General features: G+C 32.9%; 11 protein-coding genes. All 11 read right to left on the bottom strand.

Annotated elements, in window-relative coordinates; all coding sequences use genetic code 11:
* Positions 1 to 93: 93 nt before the first annotated feature.
* Positions 94 to 2,094 (bottom strand): glycoside hydrolase family 127 protein, encoded by a 2,001-nt coding sequence (locus Q4566_RS12225; protein WP_303421539.1) that lies wholly within the window; start codon positions 2,092 to 2,094, stop codon positions 94 to 96.
* A 4-nt stretch (positions 2,095 to 2,098) separates the two neighbouring features.
* A complete protein-coding gene (locus Q4566_RS12220) occupies positions 2,099 to 5,341 on the bottom strand; it encodes a glycoside hydrolase family 2 TIM barrel-domain containing protein (protein WP_303421537.1) in 3,243 nt (1,080 codons plus the stop codon).
* A 248-nt stretch (positions 5,342 to 5,589) separates the two neighbouring features.
* Positions 5,590 to 8,232, bottom strand: a complete 2,643-nt coding sequence (locus Q4566_RS12215; RefSeq protein WP_303421535.1) for a hypothetical protein — start codon at positions 8,230 to 8,232, stop codon at positions 5,590 to 5,592.
* Between the two features lie 54 nt (positions 8,233 to 8,286).
* Positions 8,287 to 9,813: a sulfatase gene (locus Q4566_RS12210; protein ID WP_303421532.1), complete on the bottom strand. Its 1,527-nt coding sequence runs from the start codon at positions 9,811 to 9,813 to the stop codon at positions 8,287 to 8,289.
* A gap of 157 nt (positions 9,814 to 9,970) precedes the next feature.
* Positions 9,971 to 12,247 (bottom strand): alpha-amylase family protein, encoded by a 2,277-nt coding sequence (locus tag Q4566_RS12205; RefSeq protein ID WP_303421530.1) that lies wholly within the window; start codon positions 12,245 to 12,247, stop codon positions 9,971 to 9,973.
* Positions 12,248 to 12,437: 190 nt separating this feature from the next.
* Positions 12,438 to 13,859 (bottom strand): sulfatase, encoded by a 1,422-nt coding sequence (locus tag Q4566_RS12200; RefSeq protein WP_303421528.1) that lies wholly within the window; start codon positions 13,857 to 13,859, stop codon positions 12,438 to 12,440.
* 168 nt (positions 13,860 to 14,027) lie between these two features.
* Complete coding sequence (locus tag Q4566_RS12195; protein ID WP_303421526.1) at positions 14,028 to 15,521, bottom strand: sulfatase; 1,494 nt, start codon at positions 15,519 to 15,521, stop codon at positions 14,028 to 14,030.
* A 34-nt stretch (positions 15,522 to 15,555) separates the two neighbouring features.
* Entirely contained in the window at positions 15,556 to 16,431 is an 876-nt protein-coding gene (locus Q4566_RS12190) for a sialate O-acetylesterase (RefSeq protein ID WP_303421524.1), read from the bottom strand.
* 10 nt (positions 16,432 to 16,441) lie between these two features.
* Positions 16,442 to 17,824: a sialate O-acetylesterase gene (locus tag Q4566_RS12185; RefSeq protein ID WP_303421522.1), complete on the bottom strand. Its 1,383-nt coding sequence runs from the start codon at positions 17,822 to 17,824 to the stop codon at positions 16,442 to 16,444.
* A gap of 11 nt (positions 17,825 to 17,835) precedes the next feature.
* Positions 17,836 to 19,659 carry a right-handed parallel beta-helix repeat-containing protein gene (locus Q4566_RS12180; RefSeq protein ID WP_303421520.1) on the bottom strand — a complete coding sequence of 608 codons (1,824 nt, stop codon included), beginning with the start codon at positions 19,657 to 19,659 and terminating at the stop codon, positions 17,836 to 17,838.
* 140 nt (positions 19,660 to 19,799) lie between these two features.
* Positions 19,800 to 21,254 (bottom strand): sulfatase, encoded by a 1,455-nt coding sequence (locus Q4566_RS12175; protein WP_303421518.1) that lies wholly within the window; start codon positions 21,252 to 21,254, stop codon positions 19,800 to 19,802.
* Between the last annotated feature and the right edge of the window lie 246 nt (positions 21,255 to 21,500).

Raw genomic sequence — 21,500 nt, 5'->3', positions numbered from 1 at the left:
TCAGTACAGGCTTACCTCGCAATGACGTGTAATGAACCTTTTTAGACGGCCTCTTGTTGGTTTTATAGTTGTTTCTGATAGTAAATGGATTGTTTATTCCCAAATGATTGGCATAAATACAGTCATTTCACTAACACCTCTATTACTCCAAGCGTAGTATGGTATAAAGGTAGCATCAAAAGTTTTCCAAGTTGGTTTTTCCAATGTTTTATACATTTTATCACCTCTATCTTCAGTTAACATTATTGTTCCCTTTAATGTTGATAAACCTCCTAAAAAATTCACTTCTTTTTGTGGAGTCAACTTAATACCCGAAGGGATATATACATCTAAAATATTGGTGTTTTTAGGTAAATCTGGAGTTTCTATACAATATACAACTGGTCCTCTTTTAATAGCTGCTTGATTTCTTACTTCTTCAATGTTTCTATGTCCAACCACTAATTCTGGTTTCATAGGCATATATAAAGAAACTATATCTCCTTTTTTCCACTTTCTATTCATTGTAAAGTAAGTTCCTGCTGTTGCTTTTTCTTCTTTTCCGTTTACAGAAACTGTACTTCCTTTTGCCCATTCTGGAATGCGTAGCATAATATCAAAAGCTTCTTTTTTACTTTCTAATACTTCAATAGAAACTGTCCCATCCCATGGATAAACTGTTTTTTGAACTACTTTAATTTTGGATTTATCCAACAAATTTGTTTCCAATTTATTTCCTCCATATAAATTAACTGCAATTCCATTTTTTGTTAAACTATATGCCCAAGCTGAAAGTTTTGCAATGGTACGTACCAAGTTTGGTGGACAACAAAAACAAGGAATATACGCGACTCTTGTAGCATAATCTGTTGCTCCCATTTTATGGTCAAAACCTCTTCTTAAAGGATTTGTATAGAAAAAATTTGTCCCTCCAATATCAATTCCAGATAATGCACTATTGTACATTACTGTTTCTATAACATCTGCATATTTTGCTTCACCTTTAACACTTAACATTCTATAATTAAACATGGCATTACAAAGGTTTGCACAGGTTTCATTATAAGAATGTGCGTTATGCATTTCATAATCTACCGTAAACGCTTCGTGTACAAAATCTCTTTGAGAAGAACCCCCATCGTGTTTTTGCCCACAAGCTCCTGTGATAAACATTTTCTTATCAACTATATTTCCCCAAATTCTATCTAATGCATCAATCAAAGCTTGTTCACCAGTTTCTGCATAAATATCAGAAGCACCAGCATAATAATAAAGCGCTAAAACGGCGTGACCAACCGCTTCATCTTCATCTCTTAAAGCTGTTCTTTCTTGCGTCATATCACCAATATTTCTAAATCTTACAGAATCATCTAGGGTTACTTTAGACTTACCACGCATATTCACAAAAATTTCTGCGAGCTCTAAATATTTTTTATCTTTTGTAGTTCTATACAATTCTACCAAGCCCATAATTTGAACTTGATTAAAGCCAAAGCGCGCTAATTCTTTTGGTTGGGGTTGAAAAACACTATATAAATTGTTTGCGTGTTTAATAGCGATGTCTAAAAAGTTACGTTTACCTGTAATTCTATGATGAATAATGGCGCTTATGTATAAATGACCAGCATTATACATTTCATGATGCTTTCTTTCTGAAAAAGGCTTTTTACCCGGAATAGAAACTTGTGTTTGCAAATACCCATTTTCTAATTGAGCTTTGCCTATAATTTCTATATATTCATCGATTTCTTTTACAATTTTAGAATCTTTATTTATTGCATAAATATATAATGCAGCTTCCATCCATTTATAGAAATCTCCATCGTGCCAGAACATGCCTTGGTGCTTCCCTTCTTTAAGGCCTGCTGCAATTTTGAAATTGTTTAGTGCGTGACCTGTATCACTTGCCAACAATTTACCCATAGATGGCACCATCGATTTTTCTGCAATCTCAAACTTATCTGCCCAAAATCCATCTGTCCAGACGCAATCGCCAATATCAATACTTTTAAATTTTACAAATTTGCTATCTACATTATTAACAACCCCTTTTTCTTGGGAAAATAAATTTCCAAAACAAAGTATTGTAACCAATATAATTTCAAATTTTTTCATAATTTTAGTTTTGTGAGTGCAATATAAATTCGAAGCTGTATTCCCCAGAAGGAATTATGTACTTGGGTAAGGTTTCAGATAAAGTTCCATTTACACTCATTTGAATTAAATGTAAATTCAAGGTATAAAAACCTTGTTTTTCTAAATCGAAAGGATGTTTTGCAGTTTGAATATTTTCCGCTGAATATGGCCAGATTGAAAAACCAAAAGTTGGAAAACCTTCAATTTTGAAACTCCTTTTTTCGCTTTCCGATAGTTGTAACCATCTTACGTCTGAGCGATTTCCGTTTTCCTGTGGAAACACATAATTGGTAAATAAGTCATCAGTTTTAAAGGTAAATTCATCTACTTCTGTTCCTCTTTTTCTATCAATATAATTTTCCCAAGGACCTTTCCCATAAAATATTGTGTTTTGATATTCTTTTGAAACTCCTAATGTCATTCCGAATTTCACCAAACTTGGTAAATTTTCTTTGGCATCCATTTCCATTTTAACAACAATACTTCCATTGCTTAAAAATGTGTATAGAATATTTAATTTCACTTCGTCTTTGTGAAATTTTTCAACTAAAATAATCGCTTCATTTTTCTTTTTTGAAATTACCTTTACAGATTTTATTTCTAATTTCTCATTTAGTAACTCCCAATAATCTCTTGATTTTCTAAAATCACGACTGCTTGCTCCTCTTAAATCATTATCGATTGGTGGTCTAAAAAAATTAGGCTTTAATGGTGATAAAATGTGCTCTTTTCCATTTGTAGATAATGACGTTAAGTTTCCGTTTTCTTTAGATATTTTTATGGTAACACCATTTCTTGTAATGGTAATTTTATTATCAACTTCAATAATTAAAGCCTCTGAGTTGCTATTCTTTTTAAAATTATTTAATTCAGTTTTCTCTTTTAATAAAATCTGGTCTTTTGCAATTTCAAAACCTTTTTCTGCCCAAAATATTTCTTGTTTTTCGTGAACAGATATTTTTAACCAATATTCGTTTTCATCTTTAAAACGAACCTTTTTATATGGAATATTTATTTCTGATGATGATTTTGGTTTTACATCAACATTTTCTAAAACGCCAGATTGTAATTCTTTTCCATTTTCGGATAAAACCCATTTTACATCATAGTTATTTAAATTGGTTTCATTTAAATGATTAATCGCTAAAACTGTTCCGTTTATCACATTAGCTTTAAAATTAAATGGTTGATGAATATATTTTACTTCCCAAGCGTGTGGATTTGGTTTTCTATCAGAAGAAAAAACACCATTAATACAAAAATTCTTATCATTTGGGTAATCCTCAAAATCGCCTCCATACGCATAAAAATCATTACCGTTTTTATCTTTTTTCTCCAAACCTTGATCTATCATATCCCAAATAAAACCACCTATTAAATTCTTTTTAGAGTTGATTAGATCCCAATATTCACCCAAACCACCAATAGAATTTCCCATTGCATGAGCATATTCACACATAATAATGGGTCTGTCTATATATTTACTTACTGACATCGCTTCCAATTGATAGATCTCTGGATACATTCTGCTTAAAACATCTACATATTTTGGGTCATCAGGATTTGCATGTGCTTTTCCTCTAAATGCTTTTTGTCCTTCCTCTCCTTCTTTGTATTCAGGATGATTTGGATTTCCTTGAGCGCCTTCATAATGAATAAAACGTGAAGCATCATAATTTTTAGCCCAACTTGCGGCTGCAGCAAAAGCGGGTCCTGTTCCTGCTTCATTACCCAAAGACCAAGAAATGATGGATGGATGATTTTTATCTCTATCAATCATTCGCATCACTCTACTTAAAATAGGGAATGCTAAACTTGGTTGCTGTGGTGCATAACTTCCTAAATGATGCGTTTCTATATTTGCTTCATCCATCACATAAATTCCGTATTTATCACATAAATCATAGAAATAGGGATCATTGGGATAATGAGAAGTTCTTACTGCATTAAAATTGAATTTCTTCAACAACTTTACGTCTTCTTCTAAATCTTTTCTTGTCAACGCTTTTCCTCTAATTGGATGATGATCGTGACGATTTACACCTTTAATTTTTACTGATTTTCCATTGATTAACAACTCATTTTCAGCTGAAAAACCAACTTGTCTAAAACCAACTTTTTGACTGCGAGACTCTACAATGTTGCCTATTGCATCTTTAACATCAAAAACTAACGTGTATAAGTATGGGTTTTCAACAGACCATTTTTGCGGATTTTTAATATTCGCTTCTAAAAAAGCAAATTTAGTAATATCACGTTGTGGCCATCGTTCATAAAAAATAGCTTCTATAGAAGCCGACATGCTTTCGGATAAGACTTTGTTGTTGTCTGCGTCGTATAATTGCCCTTCTATTTCCCAGCCTTTGAGATTGTCTTGATTTTCTTTTACCCATAGTTTAGGTCTAATTTCAAGCTTAGCATCATTTAAATTTTTATCAAATTTTGTCCTTACAAAAAAATCGTTTATAGCGATTTTTGGTTGTGCCAACAGCATAACTTCTCTATGTATGCCGCTTAAGCGCCACATGTCTTGATCTTCTAAATAACTACCATCACTCCAGCGAAACACTTGTACAGCAACTCTGTTTTTTCCTGAGGTAACATAATCCGTAATATCAAATTCGGCAGCTAAACGACTACCTTGACTATATCCCACTTTTTCTCCATTAACCCATACATAAAAAGCAGAAGACACACCTCCAAAATGCAAGATGATAGATTGGTTTTTCCAATGCGTAGGTACTTCAAAGTCTCTGTAATAACTACCTACAGGGTTGTCTCGATATTTTTCGATATATGGATATTGAGGTGGGTGAGGTCCCATGTAATTAAAATTCCTCGTTCCACCCGTTAAAATATCTGGAGTAAAAGGATAAATTATATTAGAATATATAGGTTGTCCATAACCTTGTAATTCCCAGTTTGATGGTACCTCTATAGTGTGCCAATCGCTATTGCCTTCAAAGTTTTTTGCAATAAAATCTGATGGTCTTTCACTAGATTTTTCGACATAATTAAATTTCCAAATACCATTAAGAGATTTCATTCTTGCCTTTTTCCTGTTGCCATTTAGTGCATCAGAATGATTACTAAATGAATAACTTGGGACACGTGCATCCATTTTGTTTTTTTCGAACATCAATTCATTTTCCCAATCATTTTGAGCAAAGCAAAATGGAACACTAATAAAAACAAGTAAAATTGAAGTTATTTGTTTTAAAATCATTTGTTTATATTTTTTATGTTTGGATGTTTTTATTTCGAATAAGCTTAAAAGGGATTATTAAAAATAATAGCAAACTGATTTTAGAAATTTTCACGCTCAAGTCATTTTTAACCTTTATAAAGATAAAAAGTGTCCCTCTAAATAATTAGAGGGAACTTACCATGTTTTAATTTATATTTATCTTTTATTTTCTGTTTATCAAAGTGTTGGTAGATTTTTTTTGCTTTAATTCATTAGTTTTAATAGAATTAATAAGCAACATCAATAAAACGTACTGAACCTGCGGGAACTACTAGTTTAATTGATTCTTCAGAAATTTTAAGTTCGGTATTGCTTAAAATATCTCTAATCCATTTTGGTTGTTTGTTCTGAAAAATGATGGTTGCTTCACAATCTCTTGGATTAATATAATTCGGTTCAATTAAAATTATTCTAGTATGAGTTTTATCTAATCTGATTGCGCTCCAAGAAGCACCTTTTACAAGGATTGGTAAACTTTTTTCGCCTTCTTTAACCGTTTTTTTAATGGTTTCTCCAAATCGATTGGCAGGTATTTTTTCTTCGTTTTTAATACCTACTTTTCCGTTAGAAACAAAATATGGTTTACCTTGTTTTTCAACCATGGATTTTGATTCAATTGGAGCAACAGGAACCATTCCATGTGGCATTTCTGGCATATAGTTTAACCAACGATATTTTACACCTAATGCGGCATTCGAATAGTCGTATTCAGGAACATCAGTTCCTGCCCAATGCATTTGTCCTACAGAAAACACAGCATTGTCATCATCCTTTTTATATTGTTTTAAATCATGATGGTTATCTACTGAATGAATTAAATGTTCGTCAACATCTTCAATTAAATGCCATGAACCAATTGAAAGTATATCTTCTTTATCAACTATAGGAAGAAGACCTGATTTCATTAATGCAAAGAGTACATTTAGCCCTGGTTCTTCAGTAAAATTGTTATTTCCAACAATTCCATAACGCGCACCATAAGCTGCCATAATCACACCTTGTCTTAAAAATGGAGAAATGGAGTTTTGTCCTCCGGGAGATAAAGGTCTCCAACTTGTTGGGTTATCATCAATTAAGCGCATAGCAAAATCATCTACATAACCACCAGATTGCATTCCTACTCGTCCTGCTAGATTTAAATCCTGAATTCTATTGCTTGTATCTTCCGATGCTGGAACCAAAATATCACTATATTTCCCAGAGAAAAACATATCTTTCCATAAAGGCAAATGCGAAGTTGCAGCCCAAAACATATTTTTATATCTGAAATATAATTTTGCCTTATTATTTTTTCTGATTGCTTTGGCTAAACGCGGTAAATATTCCTTTACAAAGTGTATAACTCGAGGGTCGTCAACATTATCCATTTCTGCATATACAAAGCCGTAGCACGTATTTGGTGCGACTTCTAATATTTGTTCTAATGTTTCAATCTGAATATAAAAAGGGTCGTTACCATGCCCTGCCCAAAAGGTAAACGGTTGACCTTGCGTCTCGTAATCTCTAGCCATTTGTACAATGTCTTCTCGGGAGTCTTCATATTTCCCGCGTTTATCCTTCTTTAAGGCTGACTCACCAATCATTTTAACTAAATGGGTGCGATCTGTACTTTCTTTTGGAGATTTTTGAATGACGAATTTAATATCTTGTCCATTAAGTTTTTTAACTTTATAATCAATTTCTTTAGAGGTAATCATGACCCAATCTTTATCAGATTTCTGTTGATAACTTGGTAGTGTGAATTTTAGTGTTTCCTCATACAGTGTATTCAAGTTTTGTTCTACTTCTAACATTCTACCTTGTTTTTTATGAGTCGTTTTCCACCAATTATTTTTGCCTACGTCATAAAAATATAATGCGTTTCCACCATCAACTTCTCCGGCTGCAATTAATTGATTGGATTTTGGTTCGAAAACAAAATCATTATGAACTAAACTGCCATATCTAGCGCCTGATTTATCAATCAATTTTCCTTTTGCGTCCAACACAAATAAAATTCCACCATGCTGCAACATAATTTCATTTCTATTTGGTAAGTAGGAGCCTTGTGAATGGCCATAGCGTTGCGCTTCCTTTTTTGTCGCTTTAAATTGTGCCAGTACATTAAAATCGGAATTTAAAGCAGTCATAAATGGCGTAAACGAAATATCAGCAAAAAATAAAATATCGTCTTTTTTATCGTTGTTGATATCAGAGATGGTAATATCAGTAACCATTGCTTTCCTTAACTCTTTTAGTCTTTTATCATTAATAGAGACATCTTTAATTGCTTGTTTGTTATCCGCATCTAAAAAGCCCATAAACTCCCATCGGAATTTATCATGGCTATACGTCATTAAAAAGAGTGATTCTTTATTTGCATCAATAAAATTTCCAGCTTCAATTTTTCTAACAACTCCTCTAATTGCAGTTTCTGAAACTAATTGTCCTTCAGCATTTAACTCGTATAATTTATAATCATTTCCACCAGCAAAAATTTGAATTTTACCATTGTTTACAACAGCAATTTCAGAAAAACGAACTTTATGACCTGGATTAAATTTCCATAATAATTTGCCTGAACTATCCCAACAATAAATATTTCCGTCGCCACTGGATGCTAGTAAATCATCGTTTTTATCTCCATTTACATCTGAAGCAACAATTTCGAACATAACAGCTGGTGAAGTAGTTTCATTTCTCCATATTTTTTTACTGTCCATTGTATAAGCTGAAACGCTTCCATCTAATTCTGATAGATAGAGAACCGTTTTTCCTTTAACATGAGCAGTAATACTGTTTCTAATGCCATTTCCATCTGTAGCGAAGTTTTGACCTTTCGTAGTGAAAGACACTAAAGCAATAAGTATGAAGCTCAAATATTTAATCATGTGTTGTTTAAGTTTAAATTGTTCCTTTTCAAAGCGTGTTCCAATATAGGTTCACTATTCTTTAGTTATAAACTGATCGTATTCTGGATTTTTTTTAGCATCTCTAAATATTGGGCGATCCTTCCACATGTTGTAAGTAGCTTTAAGTTGTTCGGCATCTTCAGGATATTGACCTTTATCGTCTGTTTCTTTTATCCATTTTTCCAAATAATCTCTATGTTCCTTAAGAATCAAATCAAATTCGGGATTTGATGCCAAATTGTTCATTTGATGCGGATCTGCTTTTAAATCATATAACTCTTCGTTAGGACGCACTCCAAACCAATGTTTTTCTTGATAGGGCGTAAGTTTGCCTTCTTCATGAAGTGTTTTGAAATCTTTTACTATAGGTTTGTTATCTCTGTAACCTGCTTGAAGCATTGGTCTGTCTGGGAAAAAGTTTCGAATGTATCTGTAATCTTCAGAAACAACGGTTCTAATTCTATCAATGGTATAATCACACCGGTCTCTGGCGCCAACTACATATTTTGGTTCTTTATAATTGGTTCCGAATAAATCTTGACCATCTAAATAATCAGGTAAAACAGCCTGTCCTAAGGCTAATGTTGTGGCTGAAACATCTAATAATGATACTAAATCGTTTCTAACAGTTCCTGACTTTAAAGCAGGATGATTTCCTTTAATCATTAAAGGCACTAGCATACCACCTTCATAACAAAATTGTTTATGGCGCAATGAGGTATTACTACCGTGATCTGAAAAGAAAAATATGATGGTGTTTTCTAGCTCACCATCGGCTTCTAATTGTTTTAATACTTTTTCTAAAGTAACATCAGATCCACGATTTGCGTTGTAGTGATCTGTCCAAGCTTTTCGTTGTGATGAAATATTTGGAAAATATGGAGGTAATGGAACTTCGTTTTCTTTTAATTTTTCTCCTTCACGAACATATTTAGAATCTTTTTTTCCGCCCATTATTTGTACTTGACCAAACCACGGTTGATTTTTATCTTTTCTGGCATTCCATACATAATCATCTACAGTCATATAATCAATTGCAAAATTACCTTGCCAACCGTTCATCCCCGCTAAATAATCATCTTTGGTACCAACATCGTAAAGTGCTCTTCTGTCGTAATGAAAATTATAATCATCTTTTCCACTATTGAATGTGAAATATCCAGCTTCTTTCATTAATTCAGGAATGGTTTTTACACCTTCAGGAAATGAAATTTGTAATTCTTCTGGAACAATTTCTCCATTGGTAAATCTGCTTGATCTATGATTGTGGGTTCCGGTTGTTGTTTGCATAATTCCAGAAATTAGTGCAGAACGACTTGCAGAACAAACTGGAGCAGTTGCATAAGCTCTCGTAAATAAAACGCCATCTGAAGCGAATTTGTCAATAACGGGAGTATGACCTTTGTTAATCGAGTCACCATAACAACCCATGAAAGGAGATAGATCTTCTGCGACTATCCAAAGAATATTTGGTTTTTTTGTTTGAGGTGTTGTATTACAAGAATAAAAAATACAACAAATAAAAGTTAAAATAATAAACTTAGATGCAAAGGTTTTCATAGTATAGGATGAGTTATATAACCATACCAAAGTTAATTTGATTGTGTAGTTTTTTGTAGTTAATAGTAAAAAGGATGTATTCAATAGTTATTATTGAAATTTTGACGAAATAAATAAGGGTTGAAGTTTAAAAGTTTCAGGCCTTATTTATAATGATTTAATTTTTTGTAATTTCTACAAAGTAAACTTCGTGAGGTTTTAAAGTAGGAGTGGAGCTAACAGAAATACCATCTATTAGGTCTTTACAAGTAATATTTGAGTTTCCGTTTAGTGATATTTTTAAGGTAGCATCAGATTTCCCAACGTTTACAACAGAAAGTACATTGTTTTTAGCTTCATTTTTAACCACTTTCCAAATGCACCCCTTAGTACCAATAGAATTAGTTTCGGTTACAACAACTTCAGAGAGTAGGTTTTTGTCTTTTAAAATTGATAATGCTTTTTCTTTTATTTCAGAAACAGAATTTAACTTGATAATAGTCCCTTTTGATTCTTTTAAACTTGAAACAGATTCGTCATATTCATTTGTCAGTAAACTTTTATTATCTACAATTACAATTCCTCCTTTATCTATATAACTTTGAAGTGCATTTAATTCACCATTTGTTACAAAAGGTGTGTCATAAACTATTACAACATCCCAGTTGTGATTGTTTTTTGTGTTAATTATGTTTTCAGTTACAAAACCTAAAGGTGTACCTTCAAAAGTTAAGGATTCATACAATTCAAAAAGGTCATCCATGTGTTCCTTTTTGTTGATAGCAGACGTTTTTGAATAGAAAAGCCTTAAAGGTTTTTTTTGTCTTTGCATAGACATGATTTCTTCTGAATACGAATTTAAATCGATTAGTGTTGTAGCTACTTCGTTGGTAACTCTTGGTTGCTGATTGTTAGAGCCTGCATACCCTTTATCATTTTGAGCTTTTTTAGAAATGGAACCATCTGCATTTCTTGGCCAATACCAAATCTGACTTGCAGTCATTCCGAATGAATGCGCTAGCCAAAACGTTGCTCTTGCATAGTTTGGATCTAAATATAAATTTCTTGACCGAACAGTTGATAAATAATGTAGCTCTGAATTAAAATTGATTTTATTTGGACTTACAGATTTCATGAAGTCATATCCCATGCACAATTCTCTCCAATCAAATGCGTAGTGTTTTTGCCACTCATGCGGTTTTCCCCAAATATAGGTATGGTCTGCTCCGGAGTCGTTTCCAATAATCCCACTTAAGTCTGTTAATGCCTCTAAATCGATACCGTGAACGCGCTTGTTTTCTGTCCATAAATTTGGCATAATCTTCAAATGTACTTTACCTTCAGGATCATATTTAGTCACTTCAGATTTTAAGAAGGTATACCATTCTGTAACGCGATCCATGTTGAATGATGTCCAATCAAACCAAATAGGTGTTCCTTTTAAACTCATATCAATTGGGATTTCGATTTGTACATCATTAAAACTAGCAAAGTTGGTTTCCCATAAACTGTTCAAGCTTTCAATTGTATTATGTTTGTTTTTAAGCCAAACTTTGAATTTGTCTATTGTAAATTCAGAAACACCTCCAGAAGCCCAAGGTAATTTTTCCCTATTAGCATCTTTATATGTGTAAAAATGTGGCTCGTTACATAACATATATCCCAATTGGCTATATTTCTTACCTGCCATTTTAGGCACAACAGCACGTATTAATTTTTCTTGAATTTCTCTTGCTCCAGGGTTATCAATATCGTAGGCTGTATAGGTGTCTTCTCTCATGCTAAAATTTGGACCAAATTTTTCTTCAGACCATTTGGGCACACTTTTATGGTTCATAAAAATAAACCCTAAAGTGCCATCAGGTTTTGAGTTTAAATCTTCTGCTTTTTGTTTATTAATTGTTCCATCTTCTTTGGTAACATAAGTTGGAGTTAGAAAAAATCCATCTAGATTGCCGTGAAATTCGGTTAACTCTTTTACCTTTGGCTTCCAGGTATAATCTGTTAAAAAAACAGGACGATTATTAAATGTAAGTTGGTCGTTTTCTACGGTAACTTTTTCCCAGTCAACTTTAGGACTAGGTGTTCTGAATGCTTTTTTTGAAATAATTAATTTTAAATGCTCTATAGATTCATCTAGCATTAAATTAACATCCTTTCTTTCAAAATCTGCTAACTCTTCGGCCATTTTCAAGGCTTCCTTTTTAAAAGAGGGTACTTTTTGATACAAACCTTTATTTATATCAATATTTTTTTCATCCCAATTGGCAAATTTTAAAAATACTTCTGCAGTTCTAACTGTTGTTTTTTCTTTTAAAACATCAATGTCTTTTTTTTCGGCTGTCTTGATTAATTTTTCAAGGGTTTCAATTTTTTGTTTTGCTTGATGCTCTAAAGATTGTGAGTTAACAGCCAAACTAATGGTTAGAATTAAGGTAAAAAGTATATATTTCATTCGGTTTGTTTTAGATAGTATTACATTTAAATTGTTGTTTTTTCTGTTTTCAATTTTGGAATTGGTTTTGCATAAATAATGCTCCTTTGGCTCCAGTTTTATAAAATTGAATACCTAAAAATGAAGTTTTATGTAGCCAAAACTATCTTTCAGGGTAAATATGTTGTCTTTGTGAGTTTATTTATAGCGTTTACATACGTTTTTCTTTTCTTTTAAGTGCTGCTTTCTCAGCATCATAATTAGGGTTTCCAATCATCATTTGTGCGCCAACAGAAATTCGCCACGCTTTTAAATTTTGAAGTAATTTTGCTGTTTTTTCAGGTTGAATAGAAGCAATATTGTTGGTTTCATTTGGATCAATAGAAAGGTTAAATAATTCCAATCTTCCATTTTCAAAAAATTCAATCAATTTATAATCCCCTTTTCGAATGGCACCGTAAGGTTTTGTTCTATGATAATGAGGATAATGCCAATAAAAAGTATCTCTATCTAATGTATTTGAACTTCCATCGAGTAACGGAACCATACTAATCCCATCTTTATGATCATCTGGACGTAGTGGTAAATTGGCAACATCTAAGAATGTTGGATAAAAATCTGTTCCAATAACAACCTCATCACTTACGGAACCTGCTTTGGTTTTTCTTGGCCATTTAACAATTAAAGGTTCTCTAACGCCACCTTCATGTGAAAAACCTTTATAACCTTTTAAGCCTCCGGTTGTTTCATCAAAATTCCCTCCATTATCTCCAGTAAGCACAATAATTGTGTTGTCTGAAATCCCTAATTCTTCTAATTTTTCTACAAGTCTGCCAACACTATTATCTAATGCTTCAACCATTCCTGCTCTTTTGGGATTGATATATTCATTTTTGGTATTAGTGAAATTCTTAGCTTTTTCCTTGTATTTTTCTTCTAATTTAGGCGGACACATAATAGGGCCATGAACTGTGTAATAAGAGAAATATAATAGAAAAGGTTTCTTGTTATTTGTGCTATCTATAAATTGAAGCGCAGCATCTGTTAACTTATCTGTTAAAAAATCGCCAGGTTTTCCATCATCTAAATTTGGCATTTCAAAAGGTGAAAAATATTTCCCTCTTCCTTTTGGTTGTCCCCATTCTCGTCCTCCAACATTAATATCAAATCCATGATTGGTAGGGTAGTGCGCTTCAAAATCAGTTTGTCCAGAAGGCATTAAATGCCATTTTCCAATAAAGGCTGTTATGTAACCTTCTTCTTTTAAAGCTTCTGGTAACGTGGTTAATTTATGCTCAATTCGTGTGTTCCAATCTGGAACAGATAATTTGGCATGAGGAAATTCATGTCCTGTAATCCAATCTGTAAGATGTGTTCTTGCAGGATATTGCCCGGTTAAAATAGCGCCTCTTGAAGGAGAGCAAACGGTAGCAGCTGCATACGCATTATTAAATAGCATACCTTCGCTGGCTAATTTATCTATGTTTGGAGTTTCGTTAAATTCTGCTTCATAACAACCGAAATCTCCATAACCCAAATCATCAACTAATAAAAACACAATGTTTGGTTTCTCTTGACTAAAACCAAGTGTTGTACTAAATAATAAAATTATGAATAGAATATTTTTTTTCATCAAAGCTATTTTGTTTTTTCTTTGCTATATAAATATTGTGTTTTTCAATTTATCATAAACTATTGGAAAGATTTTAGTTTTAAACTTGGCTTTTTGTTTCTAATGCTTACAAAACTATTATACTTAATAAGAATATTACAATGGTTGATGTGAATGTTTGCTTCACCATTATTTTACAATATATGGCTGGTTCTTTAGCCCAGGTTCATCATATTTTTCTAGTTGCTTAAATAATTCTGTTTGCATTTTTGTTGCAATTCCTTTGTATTCAGGATCATTGTAATAATTGATTAATTCATCTGGATCTTTTTCAAGGTCGAATAAGTATGGCTTCTCCTTTTTGTCAATCACTAATTTGTATCTATCGTTTACAGCAGAAACCCACCAACCTCCTGATTTGGCGAAATAGGTAATTCTGTCTCCCGTGATTTCTTTTTCATCATTCAAGAAATCTTCAGATGTGTCTAATCCATGGAATTTAGCATTATTTTTCACTCCCATCATAGTTAAAATAGTTGGCGCAAAATCTACATTGGTGTAAGCTGTATTAATGACTTTACCTTCTTTTATTTTATTAGGATAGCGAATTACAAATGGTATTCTTGATGAGGCTTCATAAGGCACGCCTTTGTTTCTTCTGTTATGCTCAAAAAACATATCGCCATGATCTGAAGTGAAGATTATAATTGTATTATCGGTTAAATTATTATCATCTAAAAAAGTCAGGATACGTCCAACACTATCATCAATATGTTTTACTTGTCCGAAGTATTGTTTTAAAGCTACTTTATCAAATCCTTTCCCTTCATTTTTATCTTTTGGACCTCCTTTTGCCCAAGATGGCTTAATAGCTGTATATTCTTCTGCCATGGTTTTAGGAGCTTGAAGATCCATATGGTCGTACATTGTTCTGTAAGGTGGACGTGCATAATCTGGTGTATGAGGATCTGGAATAGACAACATTAAAGCAAATGGTTTATTCTTATCACGCTCTAAAATTTCAAGAGTTTTATCTGTAAAATAATCTGTTTGGGTAATGACTTCTTCTTTTGGTAATTTAGCTGCTGCTTTATCTCCAAGTCCATCAACAACTTTACCGTCTTTTAACTGAAAATATGGGGCATGACCACCACGCATCATATATCTATTATCATCAAATCCAGCTTTATATTTAATTCCGAAAGTATATTTTTCATGACCAGCCAAATGCCATTTACCTACATAGGATGTGGCATATCCTTGATCTCTTAAAATGGTAGCAAATGTTGGAATATCTTCACGTATATGCAATCCGTTTTTAGGAGCACCAGTAGCTTGGGGGTATAAACCCGTAACTAATGAAGCTCTAGAAGGTGTACAAACAGGGGAGGAGGCATAATAACTGGTGCAAATAGCACCTTCATTAGCTATTTTATCGATGTTTGGGGTGTTAACATTGTTTCCTTTACCCCAGATGAAAGCCTGATCTTCGGATAATAAATTTTGATAACAACTTAGAGTTCTGAAATTATGCTCATCTGTATGTATGATAATCAGATTAGGTTTTTCTTGAGCGTTTTCTGTTTTTTGGGTTACTTGGGGTTTTTCTCCTTTTTGAGCTTTACAATTTGTTTGTAAAAAGAGAAAGGGGATTGCTATTAAAATGAGATATTTTGTTTTCATAAATTTGATGATTATAACTAGTTATTTTATTATTCTAAAGGAAGTTAATAAGGCGTTTTGCAAAAGCTGTTCCTAAACGTGTTTGACCTTCTGTATTGTAATGAACGTTGTCTGAATGTTTTGGGTAATCATTGTAAGGACTGTCTCTTACGGTTCTAATTGTTTCTACGTTTTTATCTGAATTAGATACTTCTACTATGGCTTTTCTAACCAAATCAGAACAACCTTTAATTCCATAATGCGAATTTATTTGCCCCGCAATAAAAGGCATATCCATTACATTAAATTCCGCACGATATTTTGTAATTAATTTTTTAAGATTTGAAGTGTAACTATTCGCTGCTACTTCTAAAATCGCATCATTTTCACCTTGCATCCAAGCCATTCCAATAATTTTGTAACGCTTTCCTTTTTCAGTAAGAAGTGCTAAATTCTTTTTAATACTTTCAATATGGATTTCACAAAGATTCCAGCTTTGTTTGACTTCTCCCTTTTCAATTTCTTTAGCTTTCTCAGAAGTCCATTCAGGATTCCAAGCACCGTATAGGGACGTCCCGCCTTTGGCTTCCTTAATCAATAAAAATTCTTGATTCGGATATTTTTCGGCTAAGGTTAATCCTATAAATAATTCTGGACCGAAACGCTTAGTAAAATTGTATTTTTCACTTGGTTTGTTGTTATAATAACTGAGTGGTTTTTGTTCTGTGTTAGATTGACTTACCCAAACTCTATTTGATACTTTTTTAATTCGTGCTTTAACAGATTCATCTAATTCATCATAATTTCCAGCTCCAGCCATATTAGATTGACCCGCTAATAAAATCACTTGAACCTCATTAGATGGTATAGAAAAGCCAAAAAGATTGGTAGCGAATACTATTAAAACAATGCATGTTAATTTGTTATTCATCTAGGTTAAATTAATTGTCCCAATTATCAGTTCTAAAAGAAGAAGCAGGCAATCCGGCCGTGTTAAATAGGGAGCCATCCACCCAATCTTGCCAACCATATCTAACAGCAATGGGGTGTTCTACTTTATCACTCCAAACTATTAATTTTCCTTTTAGAAGTATAGCGTCTGCTTCGTAAAAAAATTTATCGGCCCCTGCCACTTTAAAGCCATGCAATTCTTTCCCGAAAGTTGCTAACCCATTTGGTGCGTAGTCAAACTCAATAGCAACTTTGTTTTCTGCTACAGACATTGACTTATATACAGGACCACTATATTGTATATTCTTATACCCGTAATCTTTTGCCAATGCCCAAAGCGCTAGTCGTTCTCCAACTTTTTGTTTTTCAGCTGGATGAATGTTTCCTTTTTCGCCAATATCCAAGGTTACAGCCATTCCTGTATTTGGAACTGCGTGCATTGTTTTTAATTGAGCTTCTCTTAAAAATGCTTGATTATCGCCTCCCCAACCCAGTGGTGCAATTTGCACAAAATAGAATGGAAAATCACCTTGATTCCAATTTGTTCTCCAACTTTTAATCATAGATGAAAACAAGTATGTGTAATTTTGATAGTAGTTTTTGTTGGCTTCTCCTTGATACCAAATCACACCTTTAATGGTGTACGGTTTTAAAGGATGAATCATTCCGTTGTATAATACTGATGGATTTTTTTGAGGTTTAGAATCGTCTGTATTCCAGCCCTTAAAATCTTTAAATTCAGAATCGATGATTTCTTTTGGTGTCCAAGCTTCTGCTGGAGTTCCACCCCAACTACTATTGATTAATCCTATAGGGATATTTAAAGTTTCCTGAAGCATTTTTCCGAAGAAATAAGCGGTAGCACTAAAACCTTTAACAGTTTCGGGCTTTGCTAAAGTCCATTCACCTTCGCAAGAATTCAACGGTTCTGAAGCCATTTTTTTCCCAACTTTAAACAATCTGATTTGTGAATTCTCACTATTTAGAATTGCTAAATTACTTCCGTTTATGGGTTGCCCTTTATTTCCTTGTACAGGCATTTCCATGTTTGATTGACCAGAGCACAGCCAAACTTCACCTACTAGAATATTTGATAAAACGACTTCGTTTTCACCTTTTATTGTTAAAGTATATGGGCCGCCAGCTTGTGATTTATCTAAAAAAATTATCCAGTAACCATCTTTAACCTTAGTAGTATAGGTTTTGTCTTTAAATGAAATTTCTACGAATTTTTCTGAAGTAGCTTTTCCAAAAACGGCAATAGGCTGTCTGCGTTGCAATACCATATTGTTTTGGAATAATGAATTTGGAATAACTTCAGCAATTGCGGATTGACAAAGAATAAATATTGCTATAAAGAGAAATTTTTTCATTTAAAAATGGTTTACTCTAAATTAGAAAAGCCTTTATTCCCTTTTGTTTTTAAAGTTTTTAATGATGTTTCGTCAGCGGAAATTGCCTTAGCATTTTTTCCTTTATATGTGTTATTAGAAATCTCAACATCATTACAATTTATCAGTTCAAATTGAGGTGTATTTGGATACAATTGTTCTCCTTGATCATCAGCCTGATTAATTGTATTTCCTGTAATTTTTAAACCATCAACTCGGTCTGCTATAACAATTCTGTTACCAAAAGTTGTAATTGTGTTATTTTCAAAACGTATGTTTCTATCGTATAATTCAGTTTGGTCAAATGTTTTTCCTAAGCGTGGTGTTACGTACAAGACAGCATGTTCAGAGCCACTATACGCCACATAATTAAAATTGTTATTACGAATAAGTACATCCTCCACGGCTCCTGATTCGAACCAGAAAAAAGTTTCACCTCTAAATAAGATTGAAGACATCATGGATGATAAATCATTATTTTCAATTACGATTTTTTTTGGTGTTTTAATAATAATATTCCTGGCTCTATGGTCTTTTATTGTGCATCCACGCATAGTGAATTTTGGATTCCAAGTTTTGTTCTCAATAATATCTCCTTTTGCGATGTTTTTTGGAAGTTCGTTTTTAAATCTCAAGTCTATAAATTCATCGTTGATAACATTGACATCAACAACTACGTTTTCTGAAGCTCTTTTTGGACTTGGATTTTGAATGAACCAAACTTCATCACCAATAGCAGCAAATTCAAATCCCATTTGTTCAAAATGTTTAAGACCAACTCTTAATGAGTGAGAATCTAATACTTGATTAACTTCTACATAAGTACCGTGAACGTTTGTTCCATCATCTAACATGTGCTTAAACGTACAGTCTTCAACTAAAATATTTCCTTTGCAATTGGCGAAATGTGTTGCATCGGCAATAGTTGAAACGACTCTGTCAGACCCTTCACGAACATATACACCACATTCTTTAATAATAATATCCTCTGTTCTTTCAAACAAAAAACCCATTCCTAAGGCATGGTGAATTACAATATTTTCAAAAAATACATTTTTAGAAGATGTAGTGTGAAAAGCTGGAGCATAGCGATTTTGTCCATGAGGACCTTTAGAATGTAGAATAGATCCAACTGGAGGATAGTATCTTAATTTTTCATGAAATCGCAAAATTCCTCCATCACGCTTTTCAACCCAACGCGGATGACTAGAAATATCGTAAGCGCCATGTTCTACACGTTTTAGTTCTTTATTAAAAGTTAATGAGCTCCCTAGTTCAGTAAATGAGAAGCCATCAATATCTGGAAATATTAATTTATCTTGTTTTATTTTCCATGAGAAGCCTTCGGTAAAAGGTTTTATATCTCTCCAGCCTTCTTCTTTGCTAATTGCCACAACTTCACCTTGAAACGAAAAAGGAATATCCCAATCGATAGTTAGGTTTTTAACGGTTACCTTTTTTATATTATGAAAACGAAATGGCGCGACCTGACCGTGAAATATGAACTCGGAACCATTTCCATCTATTTCAACAGAGTCGAAATCTTCTAATAAGAATATCACTTTTTTAAGGCCATTACCATGATTGGTAATATACGAGTACTTGTCTGTTGCATAATCTGGCAGAAATAAATAATTGCCTTTTTCAAAAACCAATTTAATGTCTTTTGTTTTGGCACCTTCAATAGCTTTTCTAACCTCCCATGTTGAATCACCATCTGTAGGTTTAAAGATTATGGTTTCTTGTGCAGCTAAACTGCAAGAACAGAACAGCATTAAAACAGTAATTAGGCCTAAAATTTGTGATTTATTTATCATTATTACATGTGTTTTATTTTTCAGAGGAAAATTCGGTAAATTCCTCAAGTGTTTTGTATTTGTGGATTAATTCGATGTGCTTATGGGTAAAATACATGAGACATCAATAAAATTATAATTTGATGACCCTCAAATTGCAATTATAAATTAACTCCTGAACCTTGTAATGATGCATCATGACTCCACATAATCATCCAAGGGTCTTTTGTTTTAGTTTGAAAATCTTTCATTTTAGTTTTTAAGTTTTTCAATATTTCAGCAAAGTTGTTATTTGTAGCTAAATTGTTGATTTCGTTTGGATCTTTAGTCAAATTGTAAAGCTCAAATTCTGGTCTGAATAAATAATCGGACACTTTTTTGGGACCATAAAATTCTTCGTGATTTCTATAAATACTTTGCCATGTTGAAGATGCCCATAAATCGGATGCAAAAGGGTATTCTAGTTGATAAGCGATGTTCCAAATTAGCTTATAATCTCCATATCTAACAGCACGCATCGGATAGTACATCGTTACTTCATGAAAGGTATGTGAGGCATAAACTTCGTCCCAACCTTTTGGGTTTTCTTCTTCAATAATAGTATTAAACGATTTACCATGAAATGCTTCTTCTTTATAATCTACTTTAGCCATGTCTAAAATAGTAGGAGTGAGGTCTACCCATGAAATCATAGCATTGTTGGTCGTTCCTTTTGTTTTGTTTGTTGGATCTTTAATTATACAAGGTAATTTAATTCCAGGTTCATGAACGGTTGTTTTTGCTCCCGGAAAAGCCATTCCATTATCAGAAATATAGAATACTATGGTATTATCTGCTTTACCTGTGTCTTGAAGTATTTTCATTAGTTTTCCAAAACCTTGATCTATTCTTGATATACTTTGATAGTATTGTGCAATTTCTTCGCGACTTTGTTTGGTGTCTGGCAAAAACTCAGGAACTAATACATCTTCTGGGTTGTAGGTAATAGCATCAACATTTTTGTAACCTTCTTTTTTATTTCCAAAAGTATTTGGTGCATCCCAAGGTTCTGGTGTAAAAGGATGACCTCTATGAGGATCGTCTGTACAGAAATATAAGAAAAAAGGTTTGTCAGATTTTAATACATTCGTACATGCTTCAGCCATCTCTACTGTGTTTCTAGGATCTGCTTCTAAAACAGTATTAAAATGATACACTTTTTCTGGTGCTACATGGTACTTACCAATTCTTGCAGTTTCATAACCGGCATTTTCTAATAAAACCGGTAAGGTTTGAACATTATCATAAGTACTAAAATGATGATAATCGTGAACATGACCGTAAGATCCTGTAGCATGTCCAAATTGTCCCGATAGAATTACTGATCTACTGGCAGCACAACTTGCACTTGTACAATAGGCGTTTGTGAATTTAACACCATCTGCTGCTAGTTTATCTAGGTTTGGCGTTTTTATTATGGGGTTTCCATATGCACCTAAAGCATCTAAACCATGATCGTCGGAAACAAATAAAATAATATTTGGTTTATCGCTATGAGCTGTTATAACTTCTTTTTTCTTGTTGGAGCAACTGATTGTAATCCAAGCTAAAATAATAAGTAATGTTTTGAAACTCATGTTTTTCATTTATATTATGCTATTTATTTGTGGTGATTTAATGGTATGTTATTAAATTATTTTAAACCCGTTCAAAACTGTTTTTATAAATACATTAAATGTATCTGGGAATATTTTAAAGCCGTTTAAAGCTAGTTTTTATGTACATACATTTATTACATCGTCTGTCAAATCAATAATTGCTTTTTGCAATTGTTTAATATCCTTTTTACAAAGTCATTGTCAATTTGAGTAAAACTTTGTATT

It is taken from the genome of Tamlana sp. 2_MG-2023, from assembly GCF_030548465.1.
In the GTDB taxonomy this organism is placed as follows: Bacteria; Bacteroidota; Bacteroidia; order Flavobacteriales; family Flavobacteriaceae; genus Pseudotamlana.
The sequence above is the reverse complement of the archived record's forward strand: the minus strand, read 5'-3'. Positions and strand labels throughout refer to the sequence as shown.

Excerpts from the sequence above, each read along its gene's own strand:
- Q4566_RS12225 (WP_303421539.1), bottom strand. The coding sequence starts at position 2,094 with ATGAAAAAATTTGAAATTATATTGGTTACAATACTTTGTTTTGGAAAT.
- Q4566_RS12220 (WP_303421537.1), bottom strand. The coding sequence starts at position 5,341 with ATGATTTTAAAACAAATAACTTCAATTTTACTTGTTTTTATTAGTGTT.
- Q4566_RS12215 (WP_303421535.1), bottom strand. The coding sequence starts at position 8,232 with ATGATTAAATATTTGAGCTTCATACTTATTGCTTTAGTGTCTTTCACT.
- Q4566_RS12210 (WP_303421532.1), bottom strand. The coding sequence starts at position 9,813 with ATGAAAACCTTTGCATCTAAGTTTATTATTTTAACTTTTATTTGTTGT.
- Q4566_RS12205 (WP_303421530.1), bottom strand. The coding sequence starts at position 12,247 with ATGAAATATATACTTTTTACCTTAATTCTAACCATTAGTTTGGCTGTT.
- Q4566_RS12200 (WP_303421528.1), bottom strand. The coding sequence starts at position 13,859 with ATGAAAAAAAATATTCTATTCATAATTTTATTATTTAGTACAACACTT.
- Q4566_RS12195 (WP_303421526.1), bottom strand. The coding sequence starts at position 15,521 with ATGAAAACAAAATATCTCATTTTAATAGCAATCCCCTTTCTCTTTTTA.
- Q4566_RS12190 (WP_303421524.1), bottom strand. The coding sequence starts at position 16,431 with ATGAATAACAAATTAACATGCATTGTTTTAATAGTATTCGCTACCAAT.
- Q4566_RS12185 (WP_303421522.1), bottom strand. The coding sequence starts at position 17,824 with ATGAAAAAATTTCTCTTTATAGCAATATTTATTCTTTGTCAATCCGCA.
- Q4566_RS12180 (WP_303421520.1), bottom strand. The coding sequence starts at position 19,659 with ATGATAAATAAATCACAAATTTTAGGCCTAATTACTGTTTTAATGCTG.
- Q4566_RS12175 (WP_303421518.1), bottom strand. The coding sequence starts at position 21,254 with ATGAGTTTCAAAACATTACTTATTATTTTAGCTTGGATTACAATCAGT.